Annotated in this window: 20 protein-coding genes and 1 pseudogene; 12 read left to right on the forward strand and 9 right to left on the reverse strand. The window is 69.8% G+C overall.

Going from position 1 to position 25,639, the window contains the following annotated elements:
- Positions 1-73: 73 nt before the first annotated feature.
- The 3 genes from ACWDA7_RS18910 to glgX form a co-directional block, all read right to left on the reverse strand.
- Positions 74-1,999: an ABC transporter ATP-binding protein gene (locus ACWDA7_RS18910; protein WP_450605398.1), complete on the reverse strand. Its 1,926-nt coding sequence runs from the start codon at positions 1,997-1,999 to the stop codon at positions 74-76.
- The gene (locus ACWDA7_RS18915) at positions 1,996-3,789 is read right to left on the reverse strand and encodes an ABC transporter ATP-binding protein (protein WP_450605399.1); all 1,794 of its coding nucleotides are present in this window, start codon (positions 3,787-3,789) and stop codon (positions 1,996-1,998) included. The genes ACWDA7_RS18910 and ACWDA7_RS18915 overlap by 4 nt, the downstream gene beginning before the upstream one ends.
- A 151-nt stretch (positions 3,790-3,940) precedes the next feature.
- Positions 3,941-6,202, reverse strand: coding sequence for a glycogen debranching protein GlgX (glgX, locus tag ACWDA7_RS18920; RefSeq protein WP_450605400.1), 2,262 nt, complete (start codon positions 6,200-6,202; stop codon positions 3,941-3,943).
- 280 nt (positions 6,203-6,482) lie between these two features.
- On the opposite strand from glgX, the gene ACWDA7_RS18925 reads away from it, so the two are divergent.
- From ACWDA7_RS18925 to ACWDA7_RS18950, 6 genes are all read left to right on the forward strand, one after another.
- Positions 6,483-7,688: an Ig-like domain-containing protein gene (locus tag ACWDA7_RS18925; protein ID WP_450605401.1), complete on the forward strand. Its 1,206-nt coding sequence runs from the start codon at positions 6,483-6,485 to the stop codon at positions 7,686-7,688.
- Positions 7,689-8,036: 348 nt separating this feature from the next.
- Positions 8,037-9,239 (forward strand): L,D-transpeptidase, encoded by a 1,203-nt coding sequence (locus ACWDA7_RS18930; RefSeq protein ID WP_450605402.1) that lies wholly within the window; start codon positions 8,037-8,039, stop codon positions 9,237-9,239.
- An 86-nt stretch (positions 9,240-9,325) separates the two neighbouring features.
- Positions 9,326-10,093, forward strand: coding sequence for an enoyl-CoA hydratase/isomerase family protein (locus ACWDA7_RS18935; RefSeq protein WP_450605403.1), 768 nt, complete (start codon positions 9,326-9,328; stop codon positions 10,091-10,093).
- A gap of 337 nt (positions 10,094-10,430) precedes the next feature.
- Positions 10,431-10,934: an ATP-binding protein gene (locus tag ACWDA7_RS18940; protein ID WP_450605404.1), complete on the forward strand. Its 504-nt coding sequence runs from the start codon at positions 10,431-10,433 to the stop codon at positions 10,932-10,934.
- 189 nt (positions 10,935-11,123) lie between these two features.
- Positions 11,124-11,957 carry a polysaccharide deacetylase family protein gene (locus ACWDA7_RS18945; RefSeq protein WP_450605405.1) on the forward strand — a complete coding sequence of 278 codons (834 nt, stop codon included), beginning with the start codon at positions 11,124-11,126 and terminating at the stop codon, positions 11,955-11,957.
- Positions 11,957-13,132 (forward strand): YVTN family beta-propeller repeat protein, encoded by a 1,176-nt coding sequence (locus ACWDA7_RS18950; RefSeq protein WP_450605406.1) that lies wholly within the window; start codon positions 11,957-11,959, stop codon positions 13,130-13,132. The genes ACWDA7_RS18945 and ACWDA7_RS18950 overlap by 1 nt, the downstream gene beginning before the upstream one ends.
- Positions 13,133-13,188: 56 nt before the next feature.
- Here the strand turns inward: ACWDA7_RS18950 and ACWDA7_RS18955 are convergent, their stop codons facing one another.
- Complete coding sequence (locus tag ACWDA7_RS18955; RefSeq protein WP_450605407.1) at positions 13,189-13,824, reverse strand: GNAT family N-acetyltransferase; 636 nt, start codon at positions 13,822-13,824, stop codon at positions 13,189-13,191.
- A gap of 55 nt (positions 13,825-13,879) precedes the next feature.
- On the opposite strand from ACWDA7_RS18955, the gene ACWDA7_RS18960 reads away from it, so the two are divergent.
- The 3 genes and pseudogenes from ACWDA7_RS18960 to ACWDA7_RS18970 form a co-directional block, all read left to right on the forward strand.
- Entirely contained in the window at positions 13,880-14,791 is a 912-nt protein-coding gene (locus ACWDA7_RS18960; RefSeq protein ID WP_450605408.1) for a helix-turn-helix domain-containing protein, read from the forward strand.
- Between the two features lie 60 nt (positions 14,792-14,851).
- Positions 14,852-15,064 carry an EF-hand domain-containing protein gene (locus ACWDA7_RS18965; protein WP_360997828.1) on the forward strand — a complete coding sequence of 71 codons (213 nt, stop codon included), beginning with the start codon at positions 14,852-14,854 and terminating at the stop codon, positions 15,062-15,064.
- A gap of 144 nt (positions 15,065-15,208) precedes the next feature.
- Positions 15,209-15,889: pseudogene (locus ACWDA7_RS18970) on the forward strand (NADPH-dependent F420 reductase); the annotation flags it as partial.
- Between the two features lie 76 nt (positions 15,890-15,965).
- Here ACWDA7_RS18970 and ACWDA7_RS18975 read toward each other — a convergent pair.
- The 5 genes from ACWDA7_RS18975 to ACWDA7_RS18995 form a co-directional block, all read right to left on the reverse strand.
- Positions 15,966-16,523: a glycoside hydrolase family 25 protein gene (locus tag ACWDA7_RS18975; protein ID WP_450605409.1), complete on the reverse strand. Its 558-nt coding sequence runs from the start codon at positions 16,521-16,523 to the stop codon at positions 15,966-15,968.
- Between the two features lie 86 nt (positions 16,524-16,609).
- Complete coding sequence (locus ACWDA7_RS18980) at positions 16,610-17,641, reverse strand: phosphatidylinositol-specific phospholipase C domain-containing protein (RefSeq protein ID WP_450605410.1); 1,032 nt, start codon at positions 17,639-17,641, stop codon at positions 16,610-16,612.
- A 177-nt stretch (positions 17,642-17,818) separates the two neighbouring features.
- Complete coding sequence (locus ACWDA7_RS18985) at positions 17,819-18,613, reverse strand: ferritin-like domain-containing protein (protein WP_450605411.1); 795 nt, start codon at positions 18,611-18,613, stop codon at positions 17,819-17,821.
- A complete protein-coding gene (locus ACWDA7_RS18990; protein WP_450605438.1) occupies positions 18,613-20,922 on the reverse strand; it encodes an HAD-IB family phosphatase in 2,310 nt (769 codons plus the stop codon). Before ACWDA7_RS18990 ends, ACWDA7_RS18985 begins: the two co-directional genes overlap by 1 nt.
- The gene (locus tag ACWDA7_RS18995) at positions 20,922-21,749 is read right to left on the reverse strand and encodes a hypothetical protein (protein ID WP_450605412.1); all 828 of its coding nucleotides are present in this window, start codon (positions 21,747-21,749) and stop codon (positions 20,922-20,924) included. The genes ACWDA7_RS18990 and ACWDA7_RS18995 overlap by 1 nt, the downstream gene beginning before the upstream one ends.
- Positions 21,750-22,295: 546 nt before the next feature.
- On the opposite strand from ACWDA7_RS18995, the gene ACWDA7_RS19000 reads away from it, so the two are divergent.
- The 3 genes from ACWDA7_RS19000 to ACWDA7_RS19010 are packed head-to-tail and all read left to right on the forward strand — an operon-like array spanning position 22,296 to position 25,567.
- Positions 22,296-23,087 (forward strand): SDR family NAD(P)-dependent oxidoreductase, encoded by a 792-nt coding sequence (locus ACWDA7_RS19000; protein WP_450605439.1) that lies wholly within the window; start codon positions 22,296-22,298, stop codon positions 23,085-23,087.
- Between the two features lie 59 nt (positions 23,088-23,146).
- Complete coding sequence (locus ACWDA7_RS19005; RefSeq protein ID WP_450605413.1) at positions 23,147-23,854, forward strand: lysophospholipid acyltransferase family protein; 708 nt, start codon at positions 23,147-23,149, stop codon at positions 23,852-23,854.
- A 12-nt stretch (positions 23,855-23,866) separates the two neighbouring features.
- Positions 23,867-25,567, forward strand: coding sequence for an FAD-binding oxidoreductase (locus tag ACWDA7_RS19010; protein ID WP_450605414.1), 1,701 nt, complete (start codon positions 23,867-23,869; stop codon positions 25,565-25,567).
- Positions 25,568-25,639: the final 72 nt, after the last annotated feature.

Below are 25,639 nucleotides of genomic sequence, written 5' to 3' on the forward strand. Positions count from 1 at the left end.
TCCGTGCCGCCCCATGCCGGACGGTACGGAGCACGTCTGCACGACTCTGTCCGCAAGACCGCACCACGTCCGCTCAGGCCAGACTGTCCCGCCACGCCCGGTGCAGATCCGCGAACCGGCCGGTGCCCGCGATCAGTTCGGCCGGGCTGTCGTCCTCGACGATGCGGCCGTCCTCCATGACCAGGACGCGGTCCGCGATCTCCACCGTCGACAGCCGGTGGGCGATCACGACGGCCGTGCGGCCGCGCAGCACCGTCTCCATCGCCCGCTGCACGGCCCGTTCCCCGGGGATGTCCAGGGAGCTGGTCGCCTCGTCGAGGATCAGGACGGCCGGGTCCGCGAGCAACGCCCGGGCGAACGCGACGAGTTGCCGCTGCCCCGCCGAGATCCGGCCGCCGCGCTTGCGCACGTCGGTGTCGTAGCCCTCGGGCAGCGCGCTGATGAAATCGTGCGCGCCGATCGCCTTCGCCGCCTGCTCGATCTCCTCGCGGCTCGCGTCTGGACGGCCGATCGCGATGTTGTCGGCGACCGTGCCGGAGAACAGGAACGCCTCCTGGGTCACCATCACGACACCGCGCCGCAGCTCGGACAGGGCGAGGTCGCGCAGGTCCACTCCGTCCAGCAGGACCCGGCCGTCGGTGGGGTCGTAGAAGCGGGCGAGCAGTTTGGCGAGCGTCGACTTGCCGGCGCCCGTCGCGCCGACCACCGCGACCGTCTGCCCGGCGGGCAGGGTCAGCGAGAACCGCGGCAGCACCTCGCCGCCCGTGCGGTACGCGAACCGGACGTCCTCGAAGACGACCGTGCGGCCCGGGTGCTCGCCCTCCCGTGCGGGCAGCCGCACCGGGGTGGACGGCTCGGGGACCGAAGGGGTCTGCGCCAGCAGCCCCGCGATCTTCTCCAGTGAGGCCGCCGCCGACTGATAGGCGTTGAGGAACATCCCGAGCCGGTCGATCGGGTCGTACAGGCGCCGCAGGTAGAGCACCGCGGCCGCCAGCACGCCCAGCGCCAGCGAGCCCTCCGCCACCCGGTACGCGCCCCACAGCACGATCCCGGCCACCGCGGTGTTGGCCACCAGCCGGGAACCGACGACATACCGGGCCATCTCCAGGAGCGCGTCGCCGTTGGTCCGCGCGTGCCGCTCGTTGAGGACGGCGAAGTCGGCGTCGTTGGCCGCCTCGCGGCGGAACGCGCGCACCGGCCGGATGCCGTTCATCGTCTCCGCGAACTTCACGATGACCGCGGCGATCGCGGTGGACCGGCGGCGGAAGATGCGGCCCGACCGGCGCTGGTAGATCCGCACCAGCCCGTACAGCGGCACGAAGGACGCCACCGCGACCGCTCCGAGGCCGAGGTCCAGCCACAGCAGCATCGCCGAGATGTAGACGAACGACAGGATCACCGTGACGAGTTCCTGAAGGCCCTCGGCGAGCAGTTCGCGCAGCGACTCGACGTCCGTCGTGGAGCGGGAGATCAGCCGGCCCGAGGTGTAGCGCTCGTGGAAGTCGACGCTCAGTGCCTGGGCGTGCTTGAAGATCCGGCCGCGCAGCTCGAGCAGCACATCCTGGTTGACGCGGGCCGAGGCGCGAATGAACACGTACTGGAGCCCGCCGCCGGCCAGGGCGGACAGCAGATAGGCCACGGCCACCGCGATGAGCGGGCCGCGATCGTGGTGCCGGAAGGCCGGGACGGCGCGGTCGATGGCGTACGCCACCAGCAGCGGGCCCACCTGCACCGCGGCCTGCTGTAGCAGGAGCAGCAGGCAGGTCACCACGACCCGGGCCCTCAGCGGGGCGAGCAGCGAGCGCAGCAGCGCGGCCGTGGCGCCGGGGAGCGTGGGCAGGGCGTCCCGGTCGAAGGGGTCGTCGGAGGCCGCGGGCGGCGGGTCGGGCCGTTTGCCGGTCGCGTCCTCGCTGTCCCCGTTCTCCTCGCCGTTCGGCGCGGTCGACCGGGGTCTCCGCTGCTCGGACGAAGGTGAGAGCTTGGGGAAGGGCGCCGTCATCTGGCCTCCTCGCTGTTCCCGGAGTCTCCGGACATCAGATGGGCGTACTCGGCGTTCGTGCGCAGCAGTTCCTGGTGGGTTCCGACGGCGGCGATGCGGCCGCCGGAGAGGAGGGCGACGCGGTCGGCGAGCAGGACCGTGGACGGGCGGTGCGCCACCACCAGGGCGGTCGTCCCGCTCAGCACCTGGCGCAGAGCCGCCTCCACCGCGGCCTCCGTGTGCACGTCCAGGGCGGACAGGGGGTCGTCGAGGACCAGGAAGCGGGGGCTGCCGACGACCGCGCGGGCGAGCGCGAGACGCTGCCGCTGGCCGCCGGAGAGGCTGAGGCCCTGCTCGCCGACCTGGGTGCGGGCGCCCTGCGGAAGGGCGTACGCGAAGTCGGCCTGGGCGATGCCGAGGGCACGCTCGAGCTCCTGCTCGCCGGCCGTGCCCGGGGCGCCCATGAGAACGTTGTCGCCGACGGTGGCGGAGAAGAGCGTGGGCTCCTCGAAGGCGACGGCCACTCTCGTCCGCAGGTCGTCGCGGGACATGGCCGTGATGTCCTCGCCGTCCAGCGTGATACGGCCTGAGGTCAGCTCGTGCAGCCGGGGAATGAGCGCGGTGAGCGTGGTCTTCCCGCTGCCGGTGGCACCGACGAGTGCCATGGTCTCGCCGGGGCGGATGTGGAGGTCGATGCGGTCGAGAACGGGGAGCGAGTCGGCGGCGGCGTCGGGGTACCGGAACCGGACGCCGTGGAACCGGAGCCCGCTGTCCCCGGATTCCGGCGGCAGGCTGTCCTGGGCCGCGGGCCGTGCAGACTCGGGCGTCTCGTCTATGACTTCGAAGAACCGTTCCGTCGCCGTCGCCGCCTCCTGGCTCATCGCCAGCAGGAACCCGATCGAGTCGACGGGCCAGCGCAGCGCGAGCGCCGTGGACAGGAACGCCACCAAGGTCCCCGCGGAGAGCGCGTCGTTGGCCACCTGGATGATGCCCAGCACCAGCGCGGCCCCGATCGCCACCTCCGGCAGGGTGACGATGACCGCCCAGATCGACGCGAGCAGCCGCGCCTTCTCCAGCTCCGTACCGCGCAGGGTCCGCGACAGTTCGCCGAACGCCCGCGCCTGGCTGCGGTGGCGGCCGAACCCCTTGACGATCCGGATGCCGAGCACGCTCTCCTCGACCACCGTCGTCAGATCGCCCACCTGGTCCTGCGCCCGCCGCGCCACCAGCGCGTACCGCCGCTCGAAGATCGCGCACATGACCACGACCGGGATGCCCGGTCCCAGGATGACCAGTCCGAGCGTCCAGTCCTGGACCAGCATGATGATCACGCCGATCAGGATCGTCACCCCGTTGACCAGCAAGAAGGTCAGCGGGAAGGCAAGGAACATACGCACCAGCATCAGATCCGTCGTGCCCCGCGACAGCAGCTGGCCCGAGGCCCAGCGATCGTGGAAGGCGACCGGGAGCCGCTGCAGATGCCGGTACAGATCCGCCCGCATGTCCGCCTCGACCCAGGACAGCGGCCGCGCCACCAGCCACCGCCGTATCCCGAACAGCACCGCCTCGGCGATCCCGAGCAGAAGCAGGTACAGCGCCCCGAGCCATACGCCCGCGGGGTCCCGGTCGGCCACCGGTCCGTCCACGAGCCACTTCAGGACGAGGGGGATCACCAGGCCGACGCAGGACGCGACGATCGCGATGAACGCGGCCGTGAAGAGCCGCGTCCGCACCGGCCGCACGTACGGCCACAGGCGAAGCAGCGTCCGGACGGCGGAACGGTCCTTGGGTGTTACACGTTGTGTGGGCATCAGGGGCGAGCCTACGGTTCGGCACTGACAGTGCCCACCGAGTTTTGGCCGGACCCTGGTCCGCCTGAGGACCTACGACCTGGGTCTTCGACGGGCCGTAAGGCCGTGGCCGCCAGCCGGCCGGTACTCCTGCACATGCGTCCCCCTCGGCTCAGTCCACCACCCGGAGCAGCAGGACCGCCCGCGCCGGCACCGTCACCGTGGCGCCCGCCCGGTGCACCGTCCCCGGCGCCTGCGTCTGCTCCTCGCGGGAGGTGTCCACCACCAGTTCGTACCGCCGTGCCCACGGCGGACCGGGCAGCACGAAACTCGCCTGGCGGTCCCCGGCGTGCAGGACGGCGAGGAAGCTGTCGTCCACCACGGGCGCGCCCCGCGCGTCGCGGCCCGGAATGTCACGGCCGGAGAGATACATGCCCAGCGTCGCCGCGGGCGCATACCAGTCGCGTTCCGTCATCTCGGCCCCGCGTTCCGTGAACCACGCCAGGTCCCTGAGCCCGTCCGCCGAATGGGCCCGCCCGGAGAAGAACGCCCGGCGGCGCAGCACGGGATGACGGTGGCGCAGCTCGATCAGCCGTGAGGTGAGGTCGAACAGCGCGCGCCAGCCGGGCTCCTCCTTCAGGCTCCAGTCCACCCAGCCGATCTCGTTGTCCTGGCAGTAGGCGTTGTTGTTCCCGCGCTGGGTGCGGCCCATCTCGTCGCCCGCCACCAGCATCGGCACCCCTGTCGACAGCAGCAGCGTGGTCAGCAGGTTGCGCAACTGCCGCCGTCTGAGGGCCCGTACGCGCTCGTCGTCCGTCTCGCCCTCGGTGCCGCAGTTCCACGAGCGGTTGTTGTCGGAGCCGTCCCGGTTGCCCTCGCCGTTGGCCTCGTTGTGCTTGCGCTCGTACGACACCAGGTCGCGCAGTGTGAAACCGTCGTGTGCCGTGACGAAGTTGACCGACGCGTAGGGCCGCCGGCCGCCCCACGCGTACAGGTCGCTCGACCCCGACAGGCGGTACCCGAGGTCCCGTACGTCCGGCAGCGCACCGCGCCAGAAGTCCCGCACGGCGTTGCGGTAGCGGTCGTTCCACTCCGTCCACAGCGGTGGGAAGGCCCCGACCTGGTAGCCGCCCGAGCCCACGTCCCACGGTTCCGCGATCAGCTTCACCCGGCGCAGCACCGGGTCCTGGGCGATCACCGCCAGGAACGGGGACAGCATGTCGACGTCGTGCATCGACCGCGCCAGCGCCGCCGCCAGGTCGAAGCGGAAGCCGTCCACGCCCATCTCCGTCACCCAGTAGCGCAGGGAGTCCGTGATCAGCCGCAGGACGTGCGGCTGCACCACGTGCAGCGTGTTGCCGCAGCCGGTGTAGTCCGCGTACCGGCGGGCGTCGGACTGCAGCCGGTAGTAGCCGCGGTTGTCGATGCCCTTCAGGGACAGCATCGGGCCCAGTTCGCCCGCCTCCGCCGTGTGGTTGTAGACCACGTCGAGGATGACCTCGATGCTGGCCGAGTGCAGCGCCCGCACCATCCGCTTGAACTCGCCGACCTGCTGGCCTGTTGTGCCGGAGGCCGCGTACGCCGCGTGCGGGGCGAAGTAGCCGATCGAGTTGTAGCCCCAGTAGTTCTTCAGGCCCCTTCTGAGCAGATGGTCCTCGTGCGCGAACTGGTGCACAGGCAGCAGCTCCACAGCCGTCACGCCCAGCTTCACCAGATGGTCGACGGCCGCCGGGTGAGCCAGACCGGCGTAGGTGCCCCGCAGCTCCTCGGGGATGTCAGGGTGCAGCCGGGTGAAACCGCGGACGTGCAGCTCGTAGATGACCGAATCCGCCCACGGGGTCTTCGGACGCCGGTCGTCCGCCCAGTCGTCGTCATCGTGCACGACCACGCCCTTGGGGACGTACGGCGCCGAGTCCCGTTCGTCGCGCACGGTGTCCGCGACGTTCTGCTGCGGCCAGTCCCGCACATGGCCGTACACCTCCGGCGGCAGGCCGAAGTCGCCGTCCACCGCGCGCGCGTACGGGTCGAGGAGCAGTTTCGCCGGGTTCCAGCGCGCTCCGGTCCACGGGTCCCAGCGTCCGTGCACCCGGTAGCCGTACCGCTGCCCGGGCATCACTCCGGGCACGAAACCGTGCCAGATCTCGTGCGTCAGCTCGGTGAGCCGCACCCGGGTCTCCCGGCTGTCGGCGCCCCGGCCGTCGAACAGGCACAGTTCCACCGCCTCGGCACCGCCCGCCCACAGCGCGAAGTTGGTGCCCACGACCCCGTCCGGGCCCGCGCGGAAGCGCGCCCCGAGAGGGGTGGGCGCGCCCGGCCACAACGGCACGGCCGGCACCTTCTGCCGACTGCCGTCGAGCACGGCGGCCGGGCGCGCGGACCGTTCGTCGTCCGCCCGCTCCCCCTGCACTGCCTCCTGCTCGGCTGCGCTGGACACCTCTCAGCCTCCCCGCGGCTCGGTGGGGCGACACGGAAAGAGGGCGCACGGTGCCCCGCCCTCTTCCTGGCTTGCTCGCCTCCGGGGCGCCGGAGCCGGTGCCGGGAGGCCGGCCGTGCTCAGCCCCATGGGCGTTCGCACGCTCGGCCTCTCGGTTCCGGCACGCCCCTGCGGCTCACGGGCGCGGCTCCCCATCACGTCGTCCTCCCCACTGTTCTGCCCAGAGCGTGGCTCGCACTCACGTTTCCCCAGCAGGGGCTGGGTCGTTGGGATCGTCGTGATGCACGTACAGACGCGCGCGCGGCGCGCAGGGGCCGCACTGGCCGCGGCACTGATCTGGGCTGCTGTGCTGACGGGCTGCACTTCGCACGGGTTCGACGACCTGCTCGGCAAGGCGCATGCTCCCGACGAGGTCATCCGCGTCTCTCCCGACAACGGCAGCAAGGACGTTGGTGCCGGCCGGAGGCTGCGGGTCCGGGTGCCGAGCGGCCGCCTGGAGTCGGTGACCGTCGTCAGGTCCCTGGACGGTCAGGACACACCCGTGCCCGGCCATCTCTCCGGTGACGGCCGCGTTTGGGAGCCGGACGACCTCCGACTCACCCTCGCCGCCAAGTACACGGTCGACGCGGTGGCCGACGACGGCGGCGGCCATCGTGCCGCCCGCCACGCCACCTTCACCACCTTCGTCCCCGACCAGCGCTTCATCGGGTACCTGATGCCGGAGAACCGAGCCGTCGTGGGGACCGGAATGATCGTTTCCGTGCAGTTCGACCGGAAGATCGAGAACCGCGCCGTCGTCGAGCGCGCGATCCGGGTGAGCTCAAGACCCCCTGTCGAGATCCGCCCGCACTGGTTCGGCGAGGACCGCGTCGACTTCCGGCCCGCGACGTACTGGACCCCCGGCACCCGGGTCACGGTCGCCCTGCGGCTGCGCGACGTCGAGGGCGCGCCCGGCGTGTACGGACGGCAGTACAAGGACGTCCACTTCACCGTCGGCCGCAGCCAGGTCTCGCTCGTCGACGCGGCGGCGCACACCATGCAGGTCCGCCGCGGCGGCGTGCTGGTGGCCACCGTGCCGATCACCGCGGGTGCCCCCGAGAGCACCACGTACAACGGAAAGATGGTGGTCATGGAGATGCTCGAGGTCACGCGCATGGACGGCCGCACGGTCGGCTTCGGCGGCGAGTACGACATCCCCGACGTCCCGCACGCCTTGCGCCTGACCGAGTCCGGCACCTTCGTGCACGGCAACTACTGGGCCCCGAACGCCCCCGGGCACATCAACGTCAGCCACGGCTGCGTTGGTCTGAAGGACGTCAAGGGCGGCGGCGCCGAGACCCCCGCGCGCTGGTTCTTCGACCGCAGTCTCGTCGGTGACGTCATCGAAGTCGTGCACAGCGATGACAAGAAGGTCGCTCCCGACAACGGGCTGGGCGGATGGAACATGACCTGGAGCGAGTGGACGTCGGGCAGCGCGGTCCGGTAGCCGGGCCGGGGGCGCGCGGGGGGTGTGCACCTGATGGTCCCAATGCGCCTGAGCACGCCGCTGATTTGGGACTGAACAGTGACAATCGCGGGGAGTCATCGGGGCAGGGGGTGTGATTAATTTGCGCAGTGCACGCGGGTGTCGCGAGCTGTAGCCGCAAGGACGCGCCGGTGCCGGAAGGCCAAGTGAGCAGAGAGCCCCGAGGGCCGAGCACGATCGGTGTTGCGGCACCGGCTCGGCCGGTTCCGGGGCGGGGAAAAGTGGCGGGGTGCGGGCCTCAACAGGCCGTGCGAGGGGAGAAAGAACGTGAACGGGCGACCGATATCGGGGGCGTCGGTTGGTACGCGGATGCGTACGGGACGGAAAGGACTGTCGGCGCTGATATTCGGCGCCCTTCTGGTCACCGCCACCGCGTGCGGCGGGGGCGGGCACTCGGGGGCGACCACCGCCGACGGCAAGGGGCATGAGTCGGCCAAGGCCGCGAGCAAGCAGTCGCAGGCCGTGGTCACCATAGCCCCGAAGGACGGGGCCAAGGCCGTGGACACGAGCGGTGCCCTGAAGGTGACGGCGGCCAAGGGCAAGCTGACCGAGGTCAAGGTCGAGGACTCCAAGGGCCACGAGGTCACCGGGGCGATATCCGGCGGGGGTGCGACCTGGACGCCCTCCACGCACCTCGCAGCGGCCACCACGTACAAGGTGCACGCGGTGGCCAAGGACTCCGCGGGGCTGACCTCCGCCGAGGAGTCCTCCTTCACCACGCTGACTCCGCAGAACACCTTCATCGGCAACTTCACCCCCGAGGACGGTTCCACGGTCGGTGTCGGGATGCCGTTCTCGATCCGGTTCACCCGGGGCATCACCCACCCGGACGACGTGGAGAAGGCCATCTCCATCAAGACCGAGCCGGCCGTCGACGTCCGCGGCCACTGGTTCGGCAACGACCGGCTCGACTTCCGGCCCGAGAAGTACTGGAAGGCCGGCACCAAGGTCACCGTCAGCCTCAACCTCGACGGCGTCGAGGGCCGGCCCGGTGTCTACGGCAAGCAGGCCAAGACCATGCACTTCACCATCGGCCGCAGCCAGGTCTCCACCGTCGACGCCAAGACCCAGAAGATGGTCGTCAAGCGCGACGGCAAGGTCTTCAAGACCCTCTCCGTGACCACCGGCAAGCCGGGCTACGACACCTGGAACGGCCAGATGGTCATCAGCGAGCGGTTGGTCGTGACCCGGATGAACGGCGAGACCGTCGGCTACGGCGGCGAGTACGACATCAAGGACGTACCGCACGCCCAGCGCCTGACCGACTCCGGCACCTTCATCCATGGCAACTACTGGGGCGGCGGGGCCTTCGGCAACTACAACGCGAGCCACGGCTGCGTCGGTCTGCGCGATGTGCGCGGCGGCTACGACAAGTCGGTGCCGGCCGCCTGGTTCTACAACAACTCGATGATCGGTGACGTCGTGGTCGTGCAGCACTCCAACGACAGGACGGTCTCCCCGGACAACGGGCTCAACGGCTGGAACATGCCCTGGAGCGAGTGGATCAAGTAGGCCCGATCCGGTGACCCCGGGCCCGGTGTGCCGCTGTGAGCGAGCACACCGGGCCCGGGGTCGTTAGTGCCCGTTAACCTTCCTGCATGACTGTGCATCTGGAAGTCGCCGAGGGCGTGGGCACCCTCCGTCTGGACCGCCCGCCCATGAACGCGCTGGACGTCGCCACCCAGGACCGGCTCAGGGAACTCGCCGAAGAGGTCACGCGCCGCGAGGACGTGCGCGCCGTGGTCATCCACGGTGGGGAGAAGGTGTTCGCGGCGGGCGCGGACATCAAGGAGATGCAGGGCATGGACCACGCCGCGATGGTCCTGCGCTCCCGCGCTCTGCAGGAAGCCTTCACCGCCATCGCCCGTATCCCCAAGCCGGTTGTCGCCGCCGTCACGGGCTACGCCCTGGGTGGAGGCTGCGAGCTGGCGCTGTGCGCCGACTACCGCATCGCGGCCGAGAACGCGAAGCTGGGGCAGCCGGAGATCCTGCTCGGCCTGATCCCCGGTGCGGGCGGCACTCAGCGCCTTGCGCGGCTCATCGGCCCGTCCAAGGCCAAGGACCTGATCTTCACGGGCCGGATGGTGAAGGCGGACGAGGCGCTGACGCTGGGTCTGGTCGACCGGGTGGTGCCGGCCGGGGAGGTGTACACCGAGGCGCACGCCTGGGCCGCCAGACTCGCTCAGGGCCCGGCGATCGCCCTGCGCGCCGCCAAGGAGGCCGTCGACACGGGTCTGGAGACGGACATCGAAACGGGCCTCGCAGTGGAACGGACCTGGTTCGCGGGCTTGTTCGCCACCGAGGACCGTGAGCGCGGCATGCGCAGCTTCGTGGAAGAGGGGCCGGGCAAGGCGAAGTTCGTCTGAGCGATCCGTCACCGACCGTGCCCGGCAGCCGACTTCACAAGTAGACGTGAGAAATGTTCAGAAAGTCGCCCTGACCCTCTTGCAGTTGACGCGACGTCTCACCCGGTGTCCCTCGATGGAGCGGTTTATCGCAGCCTTAAGGCAACCTTAAGGCTGTCAACCTGAAGACACTTGGCGATTGCCCCCCACTGGCCTGTTCCCGCAGGTCAGTGGGGGTGCGCTCGGCCCACTGTTGCGCCTGGCATATGCCGACCGAATGGTGTGGAAAGTGTGCTTGCAGGGGTCGTGTTGCGCCGTAACGCCTCCGAACAGCCCCTTGGGTCGCCATCATGGATGCATGGCGGGGCTGGAGGGCATCGAACAGCCGCGGCGGCACGCAAGTGCGACCGCGGCGCGCTGGTCGCCTGCGGTCGAGGACGAACGGGCGCTCAAGGCACTGGAGTTGTGCGGCAATCCCACGGAGGCGGAGGTATCGCTGCCGTCCCGGCCCGAATCCGCGGCCACCGCTCGCCGGCTCGCCCAGGTCGTGATCCTGCGTCACTGGGGGCTGACCCCGAGGATGACCGAGGACGCGGTCCTGCTCGTCTCCGAGCTCGTGGGCAACGCCGTTCGGCACACCGGGGCGCGCTCCTTCGGGTTACGGATGCGCCGGCGCCGGGGGTGGATCCGTATCGAGGTCCGCGATCCCTCCCGCGGCCTGCCCTGTCTGATACCGGTTCAGGAACTGGACGTGAGCGGCCGCGGACTCTTCCTCGTGGACAAGCTCGCCGACCGGTGGGGCGTCGACCTGCTGCCGCGCGGGAAGACGACCTGGTTCGAGATGCGGGTCGCCGACCGCTGACGGCGGCCGCGCGCCCGCCCGGCGGCGCCCGCGCGCCCGGCGGCGCCCGCGCGCCCGGCCCGGCGGCGCCCGCGGTACCCGTCCGCGTACCGCTCCGGACGCCACGACCGACGGACGGTCAGGACCCCCTGCGACCCGCCCGACCTTCCTTGGGTCAAATCGCCCGATTTCCCGTCACCTTGTCCTTAAATGGGGAGAGTGACTACGCCCGTCCCTCCTACCCCACCGGACCGTGAGACGGGCACCGCGCGCACGGTGCCCGGCCGCCGGTCGGCACTGCGCGCGGGCGCGGGGCTCGCCGCAGGTACGTTCGCCACAGCCTGTTCCCCCGGTGGCCACATCCTCCACCGGCCCGTCGAGTCTCCCGCCTCCGCCGCCCCGCGCTCTCCGACCCCAGCACCCGAGCCCCGCGCCTATGCGCAGCAGCCCGGCCAGATCGACCACGGCCCGCGGGACCGCCCCCGGGTCGCCCTCACCTTCCACGGCCAGGGCGATCCCCGTTTCGCCAGGTCCATCCTGGACACGGCGGAGAAGGCGGGCGCGAAGATCACCGTGCTCGCGGTCGGCACCTGGCTCGACCAGCATCCCGAGGCCGCCCGCCGCATCCTCGCCGGCGGTCACGACCTCGGCAACCACACCCTGCGCCACCTCGGCATCAACACCATGTCCGAGACGGACGCGTACGCCGAGATCCAGGGGTGCGCGCAGCGGCTGCGGCGGCTGACCGGATCCATCGGCACCTGGTTCCGGCCCTCCCGCGCCCCGCGTGCCACCCCGCTCGTCGAACGCCTGGCCCGTCTCTCCGGCTATCCGCACGTCCTGTCGTACGACGTCGACTCGCTCGACTACACCTCGCCGGGCGCCTCCGCCATCACCCGCAAGGTGGTCGGCGAGGTGCGCAACGGGTCCGTGGTGAGCCTGCATTTCGGGTACGCGGACACGGTCACCGCTTTTCCCGCCCTGCTGAAAGAACTCGAACGCCGCGGCCTCACCGCGGTGACCACCACGGAGCTGCTGAGCTGATGCCCTCCACGACCGTCACGCGTGTACTGATCGCCGGCGCCGCCCTCGCCGTGCTCGCCGGATGCAGCAGCGGATCCGCCCACAAGGACAAGGGCCTCCCGTCCAAGAGCCCGGGCAGGACCGCACAGCGGCAGATGACTGTCCAGACCCTGCCGGGCATGCCGCCCGTGCTCGACCCGAAGGACGTCTACGCGGCCGACCGCCCGAACCAGCTGTCCCCGGTGGTCAAGGGCTTCCCGTCTCGCATCTACGTCCCCAACACCAACTCCAACACCGTGTCCGTCATCGACCCCGGCACCTACAAGGTCATCGACACGCTCCGGGTCGGCCGCCAGCCGCAGCACGTCGTGCCGTCCTGGGACCTGAAGACGCTGTGGGTCAACAACGACCTGGGCAACTCCCTCACCCCCATCGACCCGAGGACCGGTCACGCCGGCAAGCCGGTCGACGTGCACGATCCGTACAACCTGTACTTCACGCCGAACGGCAAGTACGCGGTGGTCATGGCATCCAGGGACCGCCGGCTGGTCTTCCGTGACGCGCACACCATGAAGGTGGCGAAGTCCGTGCCCGTGGACTGCGCCGGCGTCAACCACGCCGACTTCTCGCTCGACGGCCGCTACTTCATCGTCTCCTGCGAGTTCAGCGGCGAACTGCTCAAGGTCGACACCGAGAAGATGGAGGTGCTCGACCGGCAGAAGCTGCCGGTCCGCGGTTCCATGCCGCAGGACGTCAAGGTCGCGCCGGACGGCAGGACGTTCTACGTCGCCGACATGGTGGCCGACGGAATGTGGATCCTCGACGGCGACACCTTCGGCAAGCCGACCTTCCTGTACACCGGCAAGGGCGCACACGGCCTGTACGTCAGCCGCGACTCCCGCGAGATGTACATCTCCAACCGGGGCGAGGGCACCGTCTCCGTCTTCGACTTCACGACGAACCGCCTGACCAAGAAGTGGCGTCTGCCCGGCGGCGGCAGCCCGGACATGGGCGGCGTCTCGACGGACGGCACGGTGCTGTGGCTCTCCGGCCGCTACAACTCCGAGGTCTACGCGATCGACACCCGCACCGGCCGGCAGCTCGCCCGGATCAAGGTGGGCAGCGGCCCGCACGGCCTCGCGGTCTACCCGCAGCCCGGCCGCTATTCGCTGGGGCACACGGGTGTCTACCGATGAGGCGCACACGGCCGTGACGGCGGCTCCGGACCACCCTGGCAACGGCGAGTCCCGCTTCACGCGACGAGCAATGCCTCCGACGCCACCGGACGGTAACCAGCCGCCTGGAACGCCCGCAGACTGCGGGCGTTCCCCGCCGAGACCTGGGCCCACACCGGTTCGCCCCCGCCCAGCTGCCGCGCCGCCGAGACGAGCGCCCGCCCCAGTCCCTGGTGCCGTACGTCCGCGTCCACCTCGACGGCGGCCTCCAGGCGCCCCGCGACCCCGCGTCCCAGCACGAGGACACCGCCCGGCGTGGACCACACCCGCACCTCGTCCCGCCGTCTGAGGGAACTGACGACCCGAGGATGGGCGGGATCGTCGATCTTCTTCAGCGTGAGCGGCGGCTCGCCGGGCAGTGGGGAGCCGACCATGAGCACGTCGATCGTGTCGCTCCGGCGTTCCGTCCGTTCCATGAAGGCCGCCAGGAACCGTGCGTTCATCGTGGCGGCCAGCGCGTCGCAGTCCGTGCGCTTCAGCGTCTCGCGCACCCACTGCGGATCCTCGTCCGTGAACACGACGGAGTGCGCGGTGAAGGCGATGACCCCCGCGTCCCGGGGGGAGGGCTGGCGTACGACGCTGGTGGCGCCGTCCGCTGGAGGGAAGACGCCCCGTGCCGCCGCCTCCAGAATGTCCCGCAGACTCTCGGACATGGGTCCGTCCCTCCGGCTTGAGTCTCCACCCACTGGAAGGCCCAGACTCGCAGACATGATCGAAAACGGCACCGGCCTGTTCACCATCGGCGAACTGGCCCGGGCCACCGGACTGACCGTCCGCACCATCCGCTACTGGTCGGACGAGGGCGCCCTGCCCCCGTTGGCCCGGTCCCGGGGGGGCTACCGCCTGTACGACGCGGCGTCCGTGGCCCGCCTCGAACTGATCCGCACCCTGCGCGAACTGGGCCTCGGTCTGGACGACGTCCGCCGGGTGCTGGGCGGCGAGACGACCGTCGCCGAGGTGGCGGCGACGCATGTGGCGGCCCTGGACGCGCAGATCCGCGCCCTCAGGGTGACCCGGGCGGTGCTGTCGACCGTGGCGCGACGTGGCTCGAGTACGGAGGAGATGACCCTGATGAACAAACTGGCACGGCTGTCGGCGGCCGAGCGGAAACGGATCATGGAGGAGTTCGTGGAGGAGATGCTCCACGGGCTCGACACCGTCGACCCGGAGATCCGGGAGCGGATGCGGAACACCGCAGCGGACCTGCCGGAGGACCCGACGCCCGAGCAGGTCGACGCCTGGGTCGAGCTGGCCGAGATGATGCAGGACCCCGGGTTCCGGGCCCGGATGCGCAAGGCGGCCGAGTTCAACGCGGCCGACCGGGGGCCCGACGTGCCCGCCGGGGCGTCGATGTGGTTCGCGAGGCGTCTCGTCGACTTGGTGGGGCCGGCGCGCGAGCGCGGGGTGGCGCCCGAGGCGCCCGAGGCCGACGCGGTGCTGCGCGAGCTGCTGGGGAACGCCGACCGGACCGCCGTGCTCGAGCGTATGGAGACGGCCTTCGACGAGCGGGCCGCACGCTACCGCGAACTGCTGTCCGTCGTGAAAGGGCAGCCGGCACCGCCGCACAGGGAGGAGTTCGCCTGGGTGGTCGCGGCACTGAGGGCCCGGGCGGGCGGCTAATCTGACCTCCGTCAGTAGGACGGCCGTACGACGGCCAATGCACCAAGAAGGGGCGGATCGGTGGCGGACATCGAGGAAGCACGCATGCAGTTCGAGCGGATCGATGCGGACGGTGACGGGTTCATCACCGCCGCCGAGTTCAAGTCCGCCCTGGCCCAGGGCGGCGACTGGAACGTCACCGACACGGTGGCCGAGAGCATCATCAAGACCCGTGACCTCAACGGTGACAAGGTGCTGTCGTTCGACGAGTTCTGGACGTACCTGAGCAAGTGAGCAGGAGCCGAGGGGGCGCCCGCCCGGCGGGGAATGGGCGCCCGCTCGGCGTGCCGCCGTCAGCCGTTCGGCGTATATCCGGAATAGGCCGTCCGGCCCGGGGGTTGGTGCTGCCCGCACACACCGTGCGAGCACACGACCCCCGGAAGGGCGAGGCCAGTCATGAAGATCGGCATCATCGGCGCGGGAAACATCGGCGGCAATCTCACCCGGCGGCTCACCGCCCTCGGCCATGAGGTCTTCGTCGCCAACTCCCGCGGTCCGCACACGCTCACCGCGCTCGCCGAGGAGACGGGCGCGACCCCCGTCCCGGTCGAGGAGGCCGCCCGCGGCGCCGAGGTCGTCGTGATCACGGTCCCGGTGAAGGCGGTCCCGCACCTGCCGTCCGGAGTGCTGGACGGGGCGGCGGAGGGCGTCGCCGTGATCGACACCGGCAATTACTACCCCCGGGAGCGGGACGGACGGATCCCGGGCATCGAGGACGAGGGCGTCACCGAGAGCCGCTGGACCGAACAGCAGATCGGCCATCCCGTCGTCAAGGCCTTCAACGGTACCTACGCCCAGGACATCCTGGATGGCCCCCGCCCCGCCGGCGACCCCGACCGCATGGCGCTCCCGGTCGCGGGCGACGACGCGGCGGCCAAGCGCCGGGTGCGGGACCTCATCGACGAACTCGGCTTCGACACGGTCGACGCCGGCGGTATCGACGACTCCTGGCGTCAGCAGCCGGGCACCCCGGTCTACGGCCTGCGGGCCGGGACCGACGGGGTCACCAAGGCACTGGCGGAGGCGGCCCCCGAACGCACGCCGGAGTTCCGCGGCTAGGTCCGGACCGCCTCGGGGGACCGGTGCGGCCCGTCCGGCAGCCGCACGCGCCGCACCGGCCCCGCGACACGTGCGCTCAGGCGCTCCCGGCCCACTCCCGCAGCGCCGTCTTGGTGGTGAAGTTGGCGACGTCCTTGTCGATGGGGTCGGAGGAGTACTGGTGGAAACGCCATGCCGCCTGGATGCGCGGCTTGCCCGCGGTGACGTAGTCGGCGATCCACAGGCCGTCGCCCGCGTACGACGTGGTGTCGACGGTCAGCCAGAAGTTCCGGTTCGTGTACAGGACGACCCGGTTGTCCGGCCGGAGCTGTTTGACCTTGCGGATGAACAGGTCCTTCTCGGCGTTGCTCGCGTGCGTGCCGTCGCCGGTCGTCTCCCAGTCGACGGCCAGCAGGTCGCCGGCCTTCTCCGGGGTCTTGCCGACGAAGTACTCCGCTTGGGCCGTGAGGTTGCCCGGCCACAGGAAGTGGTAGAAGCCGACGACGCAACCGGCGTCCCGCGCGGTCTTGGTCTGGGCGGTGAGTTTCGGGTTCACGTACGAACGCCCCTCCGTCGCCTTGATGAAGACGAAGGAGAGGCCGCTCGTGTCGTATGCGGATGACTGGTATGCGCTGACGTCGACGCCTCGCAGCATGGGGGCTCCCTGAGTGTGCTGGTGGGGGTACAGGGATGGTTGCCTGTTTCGCCTGGCACGGGTGATATGCCCCAAAAGCACGAAGGTCAGCCCCGATCGGCCACCGAACCAAGGACGGAGGGCGAGGCGGCGGCCCAGTCGGAGGTGATCACGCTGGCGTGGTCGGACGCCAGCAGCCCGAGCCGTGCCGCCACTTCGGCGTCCGTGGGGTTCGTGGACGAGATCGCGGGGGACACGTTCGCCGCGTCCGTCATGATCAGGAAATAGTGGCTGGTGTCGTACCAGGACGTGTCGTAGCCGTTGTTGACGTACGTCGAGGCATCCCCGTCGAAGAACACGAACCACGGGCGGATGGACGTGTCGTAGCGGCTGGTGCGCGGATCACCCGAGGCGGCGCCGAGCACGGCGGGGAAGGCCTGGGCCTTCGAGATGTTCCCCGCGGCGTACAGGTCGCGCAGGTAGTCGCCGTACTCCCGGTCCGTCCAGTAGTGGTCGAACGGGTTGTTCATCTCGACCGTGCCGGGGATGAGTTCGAAGAGGACCTTGCCCTTGAGGTCGTCCCGGGAGGGCCAGGCGTTCGCCCTCGCGGCCGCGTCGAGCGTCGAGTACGTGGAGCCCAGCAGGTCGGACGGCTTGTAGACGATGCCGCCGAGCTTGGCGGACACCAGTGCGTCGAACTCGTCGGGTCCGAGGCCGCCGTTGTTGTTGAAGCCGTTCTTCATCTCCACCTTGAAGACGATCGGCCGGTGGTCGGGGTGCAGTTGATGCCAGGCGGCGATGTTGTCGAGGCAGCCGCCGAGGTCCTGGTTGCGGCTCTTGCTGTACAGCTCGCCCGGCGTCTTCGCCGCCTCGCAGTTGTTGTCGTTGCCGAACGGATTGCTGTGGCTGACCCGCCAGCGCTTGGTGATGCTGTCGGTGTAGACGTCGAGTTCGAGCAGCGAGGCACCGGAGTCGAGGGCCTGCGCGAAGTAGGTGTACTTGGCCTTGTCGTAGGCGTTGTGCGTTCCGATGGTGGTCGCGTCGGAGAACTTGGGCGCGGCCGCCTGGGCGGTGCCCCCTGCTGTCATCAGCATCGCGGCGGCACCCAGCAGCACCGCCAGCCGTCTTGTCGTCCGCACGTGTCAACTCCCCTTCGAAGGCGCCGAGTTGATGGCAGCCTAGGGAGAGTGGATTACCGTGCGGTAGCCCCGGGGGGAACATCGGCCTCGGGGGTCGCGGCGACCTGCGACCACCCCGGAGTCATGGGTGTGGGAGCCGGCGCGGCCGGATGTCGATCGTGCGGACGCGCAGCTGCATCAGCAAGCGATGCCGCGCTTGTCCATGGAGTCCTCTACTATGCGCAGCCCTTCCATGCCCGGCAGCTTCGCGATGTGCGAGTCGATGTCGCGGATGAGTCTGCGGCCCTCGGGGCCTGCGAAGAGGTGGGTCATGACGTGCGTGACCTCGCTTTCGGACATGACGCCCGAGCCGACCGGGCCCCAGGCTTTCTCGAGCGCGAACCGGGCGAACACACGGGCCTTCTTGCTCGCCGCGAGCCGTTCACGCGCCTGCGACGCGTAGAACGCGACGTGCTTCGTCTCCTGCTGTGCGATCCGCTTCAGCAGCGGTACCAGCACCGGGTGGCTCTCCAGCGCGGCAAGCCGGTGGTACGCCGCGGTCGCCGACCACTCGTTCGCCGCACCCCACGCCATGTGCACGGCGACGAAGTCATGTCCGATGAGCCGGCTCATCGCCGTCTGCTTCACCGTTCCCAGGCGGTCCCTCCAACCGAGCTTCAGACGGGTCGCCTTGAGCTCGTCGAAGTCGATTCGGACGCCGTGGCGCTCGAGCACGGCCGCGAGCGCTTCGCCGTGCCAGAACTCCTCGCGGTTCCACATCGTCATGAAAGCACCCACCGCGGGCTCGTTGTGAGACGGGGTCGTCAGCAGATCACGCATGTAGCAGACCGTGTGGTATTCGATGTCGCACATGTAGCGCAGCGTGCGCAGCGTCCCCACGGGCAGCGGGTTGCGCTCGAACTCGTCGAAGTCGAGGTCGGCCCACTGCACCCCGGTGGAGTTCTTCGTGTACTTGTCTATGTCGAAAGCCATCAGTCACTCTTCTCGTCGGTGCGCGCCGCAGTCGTCACCCGTGCAGCGATGACCTCGCTGCGTACACCCGAACCGCCTCTCTTCCAGCGGTGGATGTCCCAGTTCCTCTGGTGCGACTCGCGCGCCAGTTCGGCGTCGGGGTTGATCGCCGAGGGCTTGCCCAGCAGCGAGAGCCACGGCAGGTCGGAGTGGCTGTCGCCGTAGCCGTAGGAGGCCGCGAGGTCGTAGCCGCCCTCCTCGGCGTACCGCCGAAGCCACGCGGCCCTCGCCTCGTCGACGAGCGGCGGCTTCGCGAGGTAGCCGGTGAGCACATCGTCCTTCACGTGCATGGAGCTCCCGACGACCTCGTCGAACAGGCCTGCGAGCGGAGCGGCGAGCAGGCCGATGGAGCCGGTGACCAGGATGGTGCGGTGTCCCGCCGCCCGGTGCTCGCGGATGCGCCCCAGGGCGTCCGCGCTCGTGTGCCGCAGCATCGTGTCGGCGTAGCCGCGCCGTACGACCTCCTCGAGACGGGCGACGGGCATGCCGTGGTAGCGGCGCAGGAACGCACGGATGAACTCGCCTCGGTCGCGCTTCTCGGCGCGGAGGTAGCCGGGCAGCGAGGCGAGCAGGTCCGCGACCTCCTTCGGCCAGGCCGCCTTGCGGAAGCCTGAGGTACGCACCCAGAGGTACTGCTCGACGATGTTCGAGTCGACGACGGTCCGTTCGAGGTCGAAGACGGCGAGCACGTCGGTACGCTGCGGCAGCTCGGGTTTCGGGCGGTTCGCCGGCCGGGCGGTGGTGGCCTTCCGGCGACGGTGGGCCGCTGTCAGCTCGCTCATCGCGGGGAGGTGCACCTTCTGCAGGTACTCCTCCCAGTCGATCCGCTCCACATCGAAGCCACGGTCCTCGCGCGCCTCGGCCGGAAGAGCGTTGTTCAGTGCGCGGGCGTTGCGGTCGTCGAAGATGATCTCGGTCCGCACATACGCGCGGTAGAGGTCGGTGAAGTTGCTGAGGGTGGCGATGCCGGCGCGCAGCTTGGCGTTCTCGGCCGCGAGAGCACGCTTGCGCTCGTCGTTCGGCATCAGCCGCAGACCGGCGTCCCACAGGTCGGCCTTCTTCTTCGCCAGCAGAAGCCGTCGGTTGAACTTGCGCTCGCCCGCGAACTTCCAGGTCGGTACCTTGACGAAACCGTCCTCCTTGGGCAGCGGGTGCTGCGTGTAGTAGTCGCGTACGTTCTCGTACATGCGGTGGAAAGGCAGCGGATTCGACGCGCCCGAGGCGATGTGGAAGTACGTCGGTTCGTCGACAGGGGCCGGGTTGGCCGCCGCGGCGAGGATGGCGTTGACGACGAAGTCGACGGGGATGACATCGAGGATCGAGTCGGGCAGCCCCGGGAAGTCCGGCAGCTGGCCGCGGCCGTAGGCGAAGATCAGCGGATCGGCGACCTTGAAGCCGTCGATCCAGCCGGGGAACGGATGCTGGAGGGCGCTCTCGATGATCGAGGGCCGAACCACCGAAAGCCGGTGCCCGGCCTCGCCCCAGAGGTCTTCCGCGGCACGTTCCGCGAGCGCCTTCGTCAGTGTGTAGACGTCGGTCCACCCCAGGCTCTGGGCGCGCCGCCGGCCGGCGTCGACGAGGTGGGAACGCACCCACTCGCGCCGCGCGTTCTCGCTCGCGCGGGCCGCCGCGATCGGGCCCTCCTTGCCGTGGTTGCCGCGGGCGCGGGACATGAACCGCTCGAGCTGCGCCGGTTCCCGCGAGGTGAGCTCGGTGCGTTCGTGGGCCTGTGTCGCCGAGGTCCACTCGGTGCGCCAGTCGACGTCGTGCTCGAGCTTGGCCTCGGGCACCACACCGCGACGGAGTCCCCCGACGTAGCAGGTCGACACGTGGACGACGTGCGGGTCCGATCCGGAGGCGAGCAGGGCCTGGTAGAGGCTTACGGCGCCGTTGACGTTCGTGTCGAACGCCTCATGGATGGGCGGGTCGAACGAGACGGTCGACGCCGAGTGGATGACGACGTCGAGGTGGGAGGGAAGCTCAGGGATGCCGGTCATGCTGCCGTCGAGCACCGTGATCCGCTCACGGGCGATGCGCTCGGCCTCCTCGGCCCCCACAGCATCCCGCCAGCGCTCAAACACGGGTTTGCGCAGAAGCCTGCGGAGCCGGTCCTGCCCGGTCTGTCTGCCCTTCCCGCGTACGAGGAGCGAGATGCGGGTGGCGGGGTGATCGGTGAGCAGCCGCTCGAGCACGGCTTGCCCGACGAAGCCGGTCGCGCCGGTGAGCAGGACGTGCGCGCTGCCGAGTTCGGTCTTCGCGCTGTGCGGCATCACGGAAGGAGCCTCGATTCCACGGTGGATGCGACACCGGGACCGATGCCGGGGAGCGCGGCGACCATCGCGCGGATACGGCCCGCCTCGGCCCGTCCGCTCTGGTCGCCGAAGACATGGCGTTCGAAGAAGGTGCGCTCGTGCTTGGAGCGATCGACCGAGCCGAGCGGCCAGGCGGAGTGCCGGAGGGCGCGGCGGGTGATGCGCTGGGCGCGGACCGAGTGCCCGAGCCGCCGCTGCGACTCCTCGGCGAGGAAGCGGATGTGGCGCTGCTTGATCGCCACCACGGGGTTGATGATCGCCGCCACGGCGGGGGACACCCCGGCCAGGGGCCGGTAGGCCGCCTGCGTGATCCATTCGTCCACGAGGCTCGTCGTCACGTGTGCGGCGACGATCTGCGTACCGGTGACGGTGGCGATGAGGGAGCGACGGATCGGGCCACGGCGCTCGCGGCGCTCCGCCAGCACCCACCGTGCCGGGCCGGCGCTCGAAGGGAGGTCGCGGGCGGCGGGAGAAGCATCCAGGACGGCATCGAGGGCGTCGGCGATCCAGAACCTCTCGAACATCCACGTGGTGAGGAACGCGGTGACCCGGGCGTCCTTGTGTGTCGCCGTCACGAGGAGGTCGCGCACGCGGGGCAGCGTCGCACGTTCCATGTCGCGCAGCGCGCGAACGAGCCGGACGGATTCGGCGTCGAGCGGCTCTTCGGCGAGCGACCCGAGGTCGAGCGTTCCGCGGTGGCTGCCGTGTGCCGTACGGGCGAACTCACGCATGTCGAAGCCCGCTGTCTCGGGCGGCGCGGTCGTTGCTTCGTCGTTTGAGTTCATGCACGGACTTTCTGGGGCCGGAGCCGGGGTGGGTAACTCTGCAGAGGCCCCGGAACGTGCGAAAAGCCGTCGGGGGCTGTCACGTGAGACCGGGTAACCGGCGCATGTGTGACACGCGGCCTGATTCCGCATGGAGGCGGATGGTGAGAACTGCGCACTTTCGGCGGGACAACCCACGTCGGCACAGCACGCGATGAGGGTCTGTGGTCACAGGCCGATTCCTGAGTCCGCATGAGCATGTGCGGAAGCTCGTGTCACAGGTTCGATGCGTGCCCGGTCTAAGGGGACGAGCCGAGAAAAGAAGGGTGTGTCATGCGCGAGGAGTCAGCCATCGGCTGCTGCACGACCGCAGCAATTCACCTGGGTCGGCTCGTCGGGCATCGAACGCGGAAGCTTTCTGGGATCTCCACGTTCGCGCGCAGAAGCGGGTTGTTAACCAGGCGGTTCGGAAAGGCGGTGTCGGGCTCGACAGCGTGACCCGCTCGCCACCCCATGTAATAGCTACGAGCGGGGAGTTCGAATGTCGAGCAGATGCCGTATGAAACTATGCTGAGCCGTCCGGGAGTGGCACTTGTCACCGGTGCCACGTCGGGTATCGGAGCAGCGTTCGCGCACGCTCTGGCAGACCGTGGATGGGACCTTGTCCTGGTGGCGCGCGACAGGGAGCGGCTCGGCCGGACGGCGGTCGAGCTGGAATCCCGGGGTCGTGCCGTCGAGGTGCTGCCCGCCGACCTGTCCGATCGCGCCGATGTCGAGCGTGTCGCCGCCCGGCTGGAGGACCCCGCCCGTCCGGTGGACATGCTCGTGAACAACGCCGGTTTCGGCGTGCACGCACCGATCACCTCGGCCGACACCGCTCCGCATGACCGGGCGATCGAGGTCATGGGGCGCGCGGTGCTGGTGCTCGCCGGCGCCGCTGGGCGGTCCATGCGCGAACGCGGGCACGGCGCGATCGTCAATGTGTCGAGCACGGCTGGGTTCGTCACGATGGGGAGCTATTCGGCCGTCAAGGCCTTCGTCACCTCGCTCACCGAGGGACTGGCGAACGAGCTGCATGGAACGGGCGTCACCGTGACGGCACTTTGTCCGGGCTGGGTCCGCACGGAATTCCACGCCAGGGCCGGAATCCGATCGTCGAGCATTCCGGACTTCCTCTGGCTCGACGCCGAACGACTCGTGGAGACGAGTCTGCGCGACGTGCGGCGCGGACGGGTGATCTCCATGCCGAGCTTTCGGTACCGGCTGCTCATCTGGTTCACGCGTCATCTTCCGCGCCGCACGGTGCGGTGGATCTCGCGACGGATCTCAGCCGGCCGCAACGACAGTCCCACTCACTGAACGACAGTCCCACTCACTGAAAGAAGCAGTGCGGGCGAGCCCGCACCGGAAGGAAGCGGATGCCCGCGACGATGCGCGACCGTTTCACCTCACGCTCGCACGCAGCGGCGCGTTTCGTCGCGCAGCGAGGGCTGCTGAAGCCCGTCGTCTGGAGCGTGACCAGCGTCACGGTACTTGGGCGCGAGCGCCTGGAGAACGTCGAGGACACGTATGTCGTCGTCGCCAATCACACCTCGCACCTCGACACGCCCCTCATCATGGGCGCGCTGCCCCGCCGACTGGCGCGCTACCTCGCGGTGGGAGCCGCCGCCGACTATTTCTTCGACGTGTGGCGGCGGCGAGGCCTCACGGCACTCTTCTTCAACGCCTTCCCGGTCGACCGCACCGGAGTGAACGCGCGCAGAGTGAGCGCCAAGTCGTTGCTGAACCGGGGAGTGCCGCTCCTGATCTTTCCCGAGGGCACCCGCTCGCGCGACGGATCGCTCGGGGCGTTCAAGCCGGGGGCGGCGGCGCTCGCCTCGTCGGCCGAGGTGCCGGTGCTCCCCGTCGCGGTCATCGGCGCGCATGCGGCGCATCCCCGCGGATCCAATTGGCCCCAACCGGGCCGCCTGCCGGTCGGGGTTGTCTTCGGCGAACCGCTCACCGCCTTTCCCGGAGAGTCGGTGAGCGAGTTCACCGAACGCATCCGCTCGGCGATCGTCGCTCTGGCCGAGGAGAACTCCGACCGCATCCTCGGCGCGCATGCCACCTCACGTCGTCATACCTGAAGGAGACCGTCCGTGACCGAACCCACCAGCCGCACCGACGCGATGCGCACCGGTGATGTGAGACACATGAAGTGGTGGGGCTGGGGCGTGGAAGGCGTCGGCTTTCATCACGAGGACAAGCCCGGTTTCGCGCCGTTCGTCCAGAAGGCCGTCGGTCTCGATCTCTGGAAGGTCGAGCCCACCGAACGGCCCGACTTCTCCGAGTTGAAGGTGCCGGCCTCGACGGCACCGGAGGAATTCCTCACGGTCCTGAGCGGCATCGTCGGAGCCGGGAACGTCGTTGTCGACGACCTGTCCCGGGTCGTCCACACGTACGGCAAGAGCCTGCGTGACCTGGTCCGCATCCGATCCGGCGAGATCGCGCGCAGTCCCGATGTGATCGTCTACCCGGCCGATGAGGCGGAGGTGCAAAGCGTCGTCGAGGCGGCTGTCGAGGCGGACGCCGTGATCATCCCCTTTGGGGGCGGCAGCAATATCGCGGGCAGCCTCGAGCCGCACCCGGACGAGTCGCGGGTGGTCGTTTCACTCGACCTCGGCCGCCTGGGCCGGGTGCTGGAGATCGACACCGACGCCGGGCTGGCGCGCATCCAGGCCGGGGCGCTGGGCCCTGATCTTGAGGCTCAACTCAACCGGGACGGCTGGACGATGGGGCACTTCCCCGACTCGTTCACCCACTCGACGCTCGGTGGGTGGGTCGCCACGCGCTCGTCCGGCATGCAGTCGGACAAGTACGGCGACATCGCGGACATCGTCAAGGGGCTGCGTGTCGTGCGGGCCGGCGGCGTCCTCGTGATCCGTGCCGTTCCGAGCGCGTCGACCGGGCCGAGCGTGCGGGAGATGGTGGTGGGCTCGGAGGGGCGGCTCGGCGTCATCACCGAGGTCACGGTGCAGGTGCACCGGCTCCCGGAGAGGCGTGGCATCTACGCCTACTTCTTCAAGAACCTCGACCACGGCCTCGCCGCGATGCAGGAGATCGCCGAGAGTGACGTCTCGCCCTCGGTCACCCGTGTTTCGGACGCCCATGAGACGGGCTTCTCCCTGGCGACGAGCAAGGAGTCGAAGGGCATCCAGAAGATGGCACAGGCCGGCCTCATGGCGTATCTCAAGAGGCGTGGCTGGGACCTCGACGAGATGTGCCTCTCCTTCATCGGTTTCGAGGGCGGCGAGGCGTACGCGAAGCGGCAGAAGTCGCTCGTCGACCGGATGGTGCGCAAGTATCACGGCATCGGCGTCGGCAAGGGACCCGGTGCGCTCTACGACCAGAAGAAGTTCGACACGCCGTACATCCGCGACTTCCTGCTCGATCGCGGTGCCGCAGGCGACGTGAGCGAGACCGCCGGTCCGTGGTCGAAGCTGCGCGGCATCCACGCGGCGGTCTACGAGGCGGCCGACCGCGCCTACGAGAAGATCGGCCGCAAGGGCTGGACGATGTCGCATATGTCGCACTCGTACCACTCTGGCGCCTGTCTCTACTTCACTTTCGCCTTCGTCTTCGGTGACGACCCTCTCGGCGAGTACGACACGGTCAAGCGCGCCATCCAGCAGGCGTTCGTCGATGCCGGCGGCACCATCTCGCACCACCACGGGGTGGGCCTGGAGCACGCCCCGTGGCTGGAGGAGGACATCTCGCCTCAGGGCGTCGCGGTCATGTCGGGCCTCTTCGGCGCTGTCGACCCGGGCGGCAACTTCAACCCGCGCAAGATCGTGGTCTGAGCGCGGCGTTCCATGGCCCGCGCGTATGGGCGGTGCGCGGGCATCGGTGCGGCCACGCCGCGACCGCGGCAC

The organism is Streptomyces sp. NPDC001156 (genome assembly GCF_053598275.1).

Excerpts from the sequence above, each read along its gene's own strand:
- ACWDA7_RS19005 (WP_450605413.1), top strand. The coding sequence starts at position 23,147 with ATGCCCGCGACGATGCGCGACCGTTTCACCTCACGCTCGCACGCAGCG.
- ACWDA7_RS18955 (WP_450605407.1), bottom strand. The coding sequence starts at position 13,824 with ATGTCCGAGAGTCTGCGGGACATTCTGGAGGCGGCGGCACGGGGCGTC.
- ACWDA7_RS18990 (WP_450605438.1), bottom strand. The coding sequence starts at position 20,922 with ATGCCGCACAGCGCGAAGACCGAACTCGGCAGCGCGCACGTCCTGCTC.
- ACWDA7_RS18960 (WP_450605408.1), top strand. The coding sequence starts at position 13,880 with ATGATCGAAAACGGCACCGGCCTGTTCACCATCGGCGAACTGGCCCGG.
- ACWDA7_RS18925 (WP_450605401.1), top strand. The coding sequence starts at position 6,483 with ATGCACGTACAGACGCGCGCGCGGCGCGCAGGGGCCGCACTGGCCGCG.
- ACWDA7_RS18910 (WP_450605398.1), bottom strand. The coding sequence starts at position 1,999 with ATGACGGCGCCCTTCCCCAAGCTCTCACCTTCGTCCGAGCAGCGGAGA.
- ACWDA7_RS18940 (WP_450605404.1), top strand. The coding sequence starts at position 10,431 with ATGGCGGGGCTGGAGGGCATCGAACAGCCGCGGCGGCACGCAAGTGCG.
- ACWDA7_RS18975 (WP_450605409.1), bottom strand. The coding sequence starts at position 16,523 with ATGCTGCGAGGCGTCGACGTCAGCGCATACCAGTCATCCGCATACGAC.
- ACWDA7_RS18945 (WP_450605405.1), top strand. The coding sequence starts at position 11,124 with ATGGGGAGAGTGACTACGCCCGTCCCTCCTACCCCACCGGACCGTGAG.
- ACWDA7_RS18995 (WP_450605412.1), bottom strand. The coding sequence starts at position 21,749 with ATGAACTCAAACGACGAAGCAACGACCGCGCCGCCCGAGACAGCGGGC.
- ACWDA7_RS18930 (WP_450605402.1), top strand. The coding sequence starts at position 8,037 with ATGCGTACGGGACGGAAAGGACTGTCGGCGCTGATATTCGGCGCCCTT.
- ACWDA7_RS18985 (WP_450605411.1), bottom strand. The coding sequence starts at position 18,613 with ATGGCTTTCGACATAGACAAGTACACGAAGAACTCCACCGGGGTGCAG.
- ACWDA7_RS18950 (WP_450605406.1), top strand. The coding sequence starts at position 11,957 with ATGCCCTCCACGACCGTCACGCGTGTACTGATCGCCGGCGCCGCCCTC.
- ACWDA7_RS18915 (WP_450605399.1), bottom strand. The coding sequence starts at position 3,789 with ATGCCCACACAACGTGTAACACCCAAGGACCGTTCCGCCGTCCGGACG.
- ACWDA7_RS18935 (WP_450605403.1), top strand. The coding sequence starts at position 9,326 with ATGACTGTGCATCTGGAAGTCGCCGAGGGCGTGGGCACCCTCCGTCTG.
- ACWDA7_RS19000 (WP_450605439.1), top strand. The coding sequence starts at position 22,296 with ATGCTGAGCCGTCCGGGAGTGGCACTTGTCACCGGTGCCACGTCGGGT.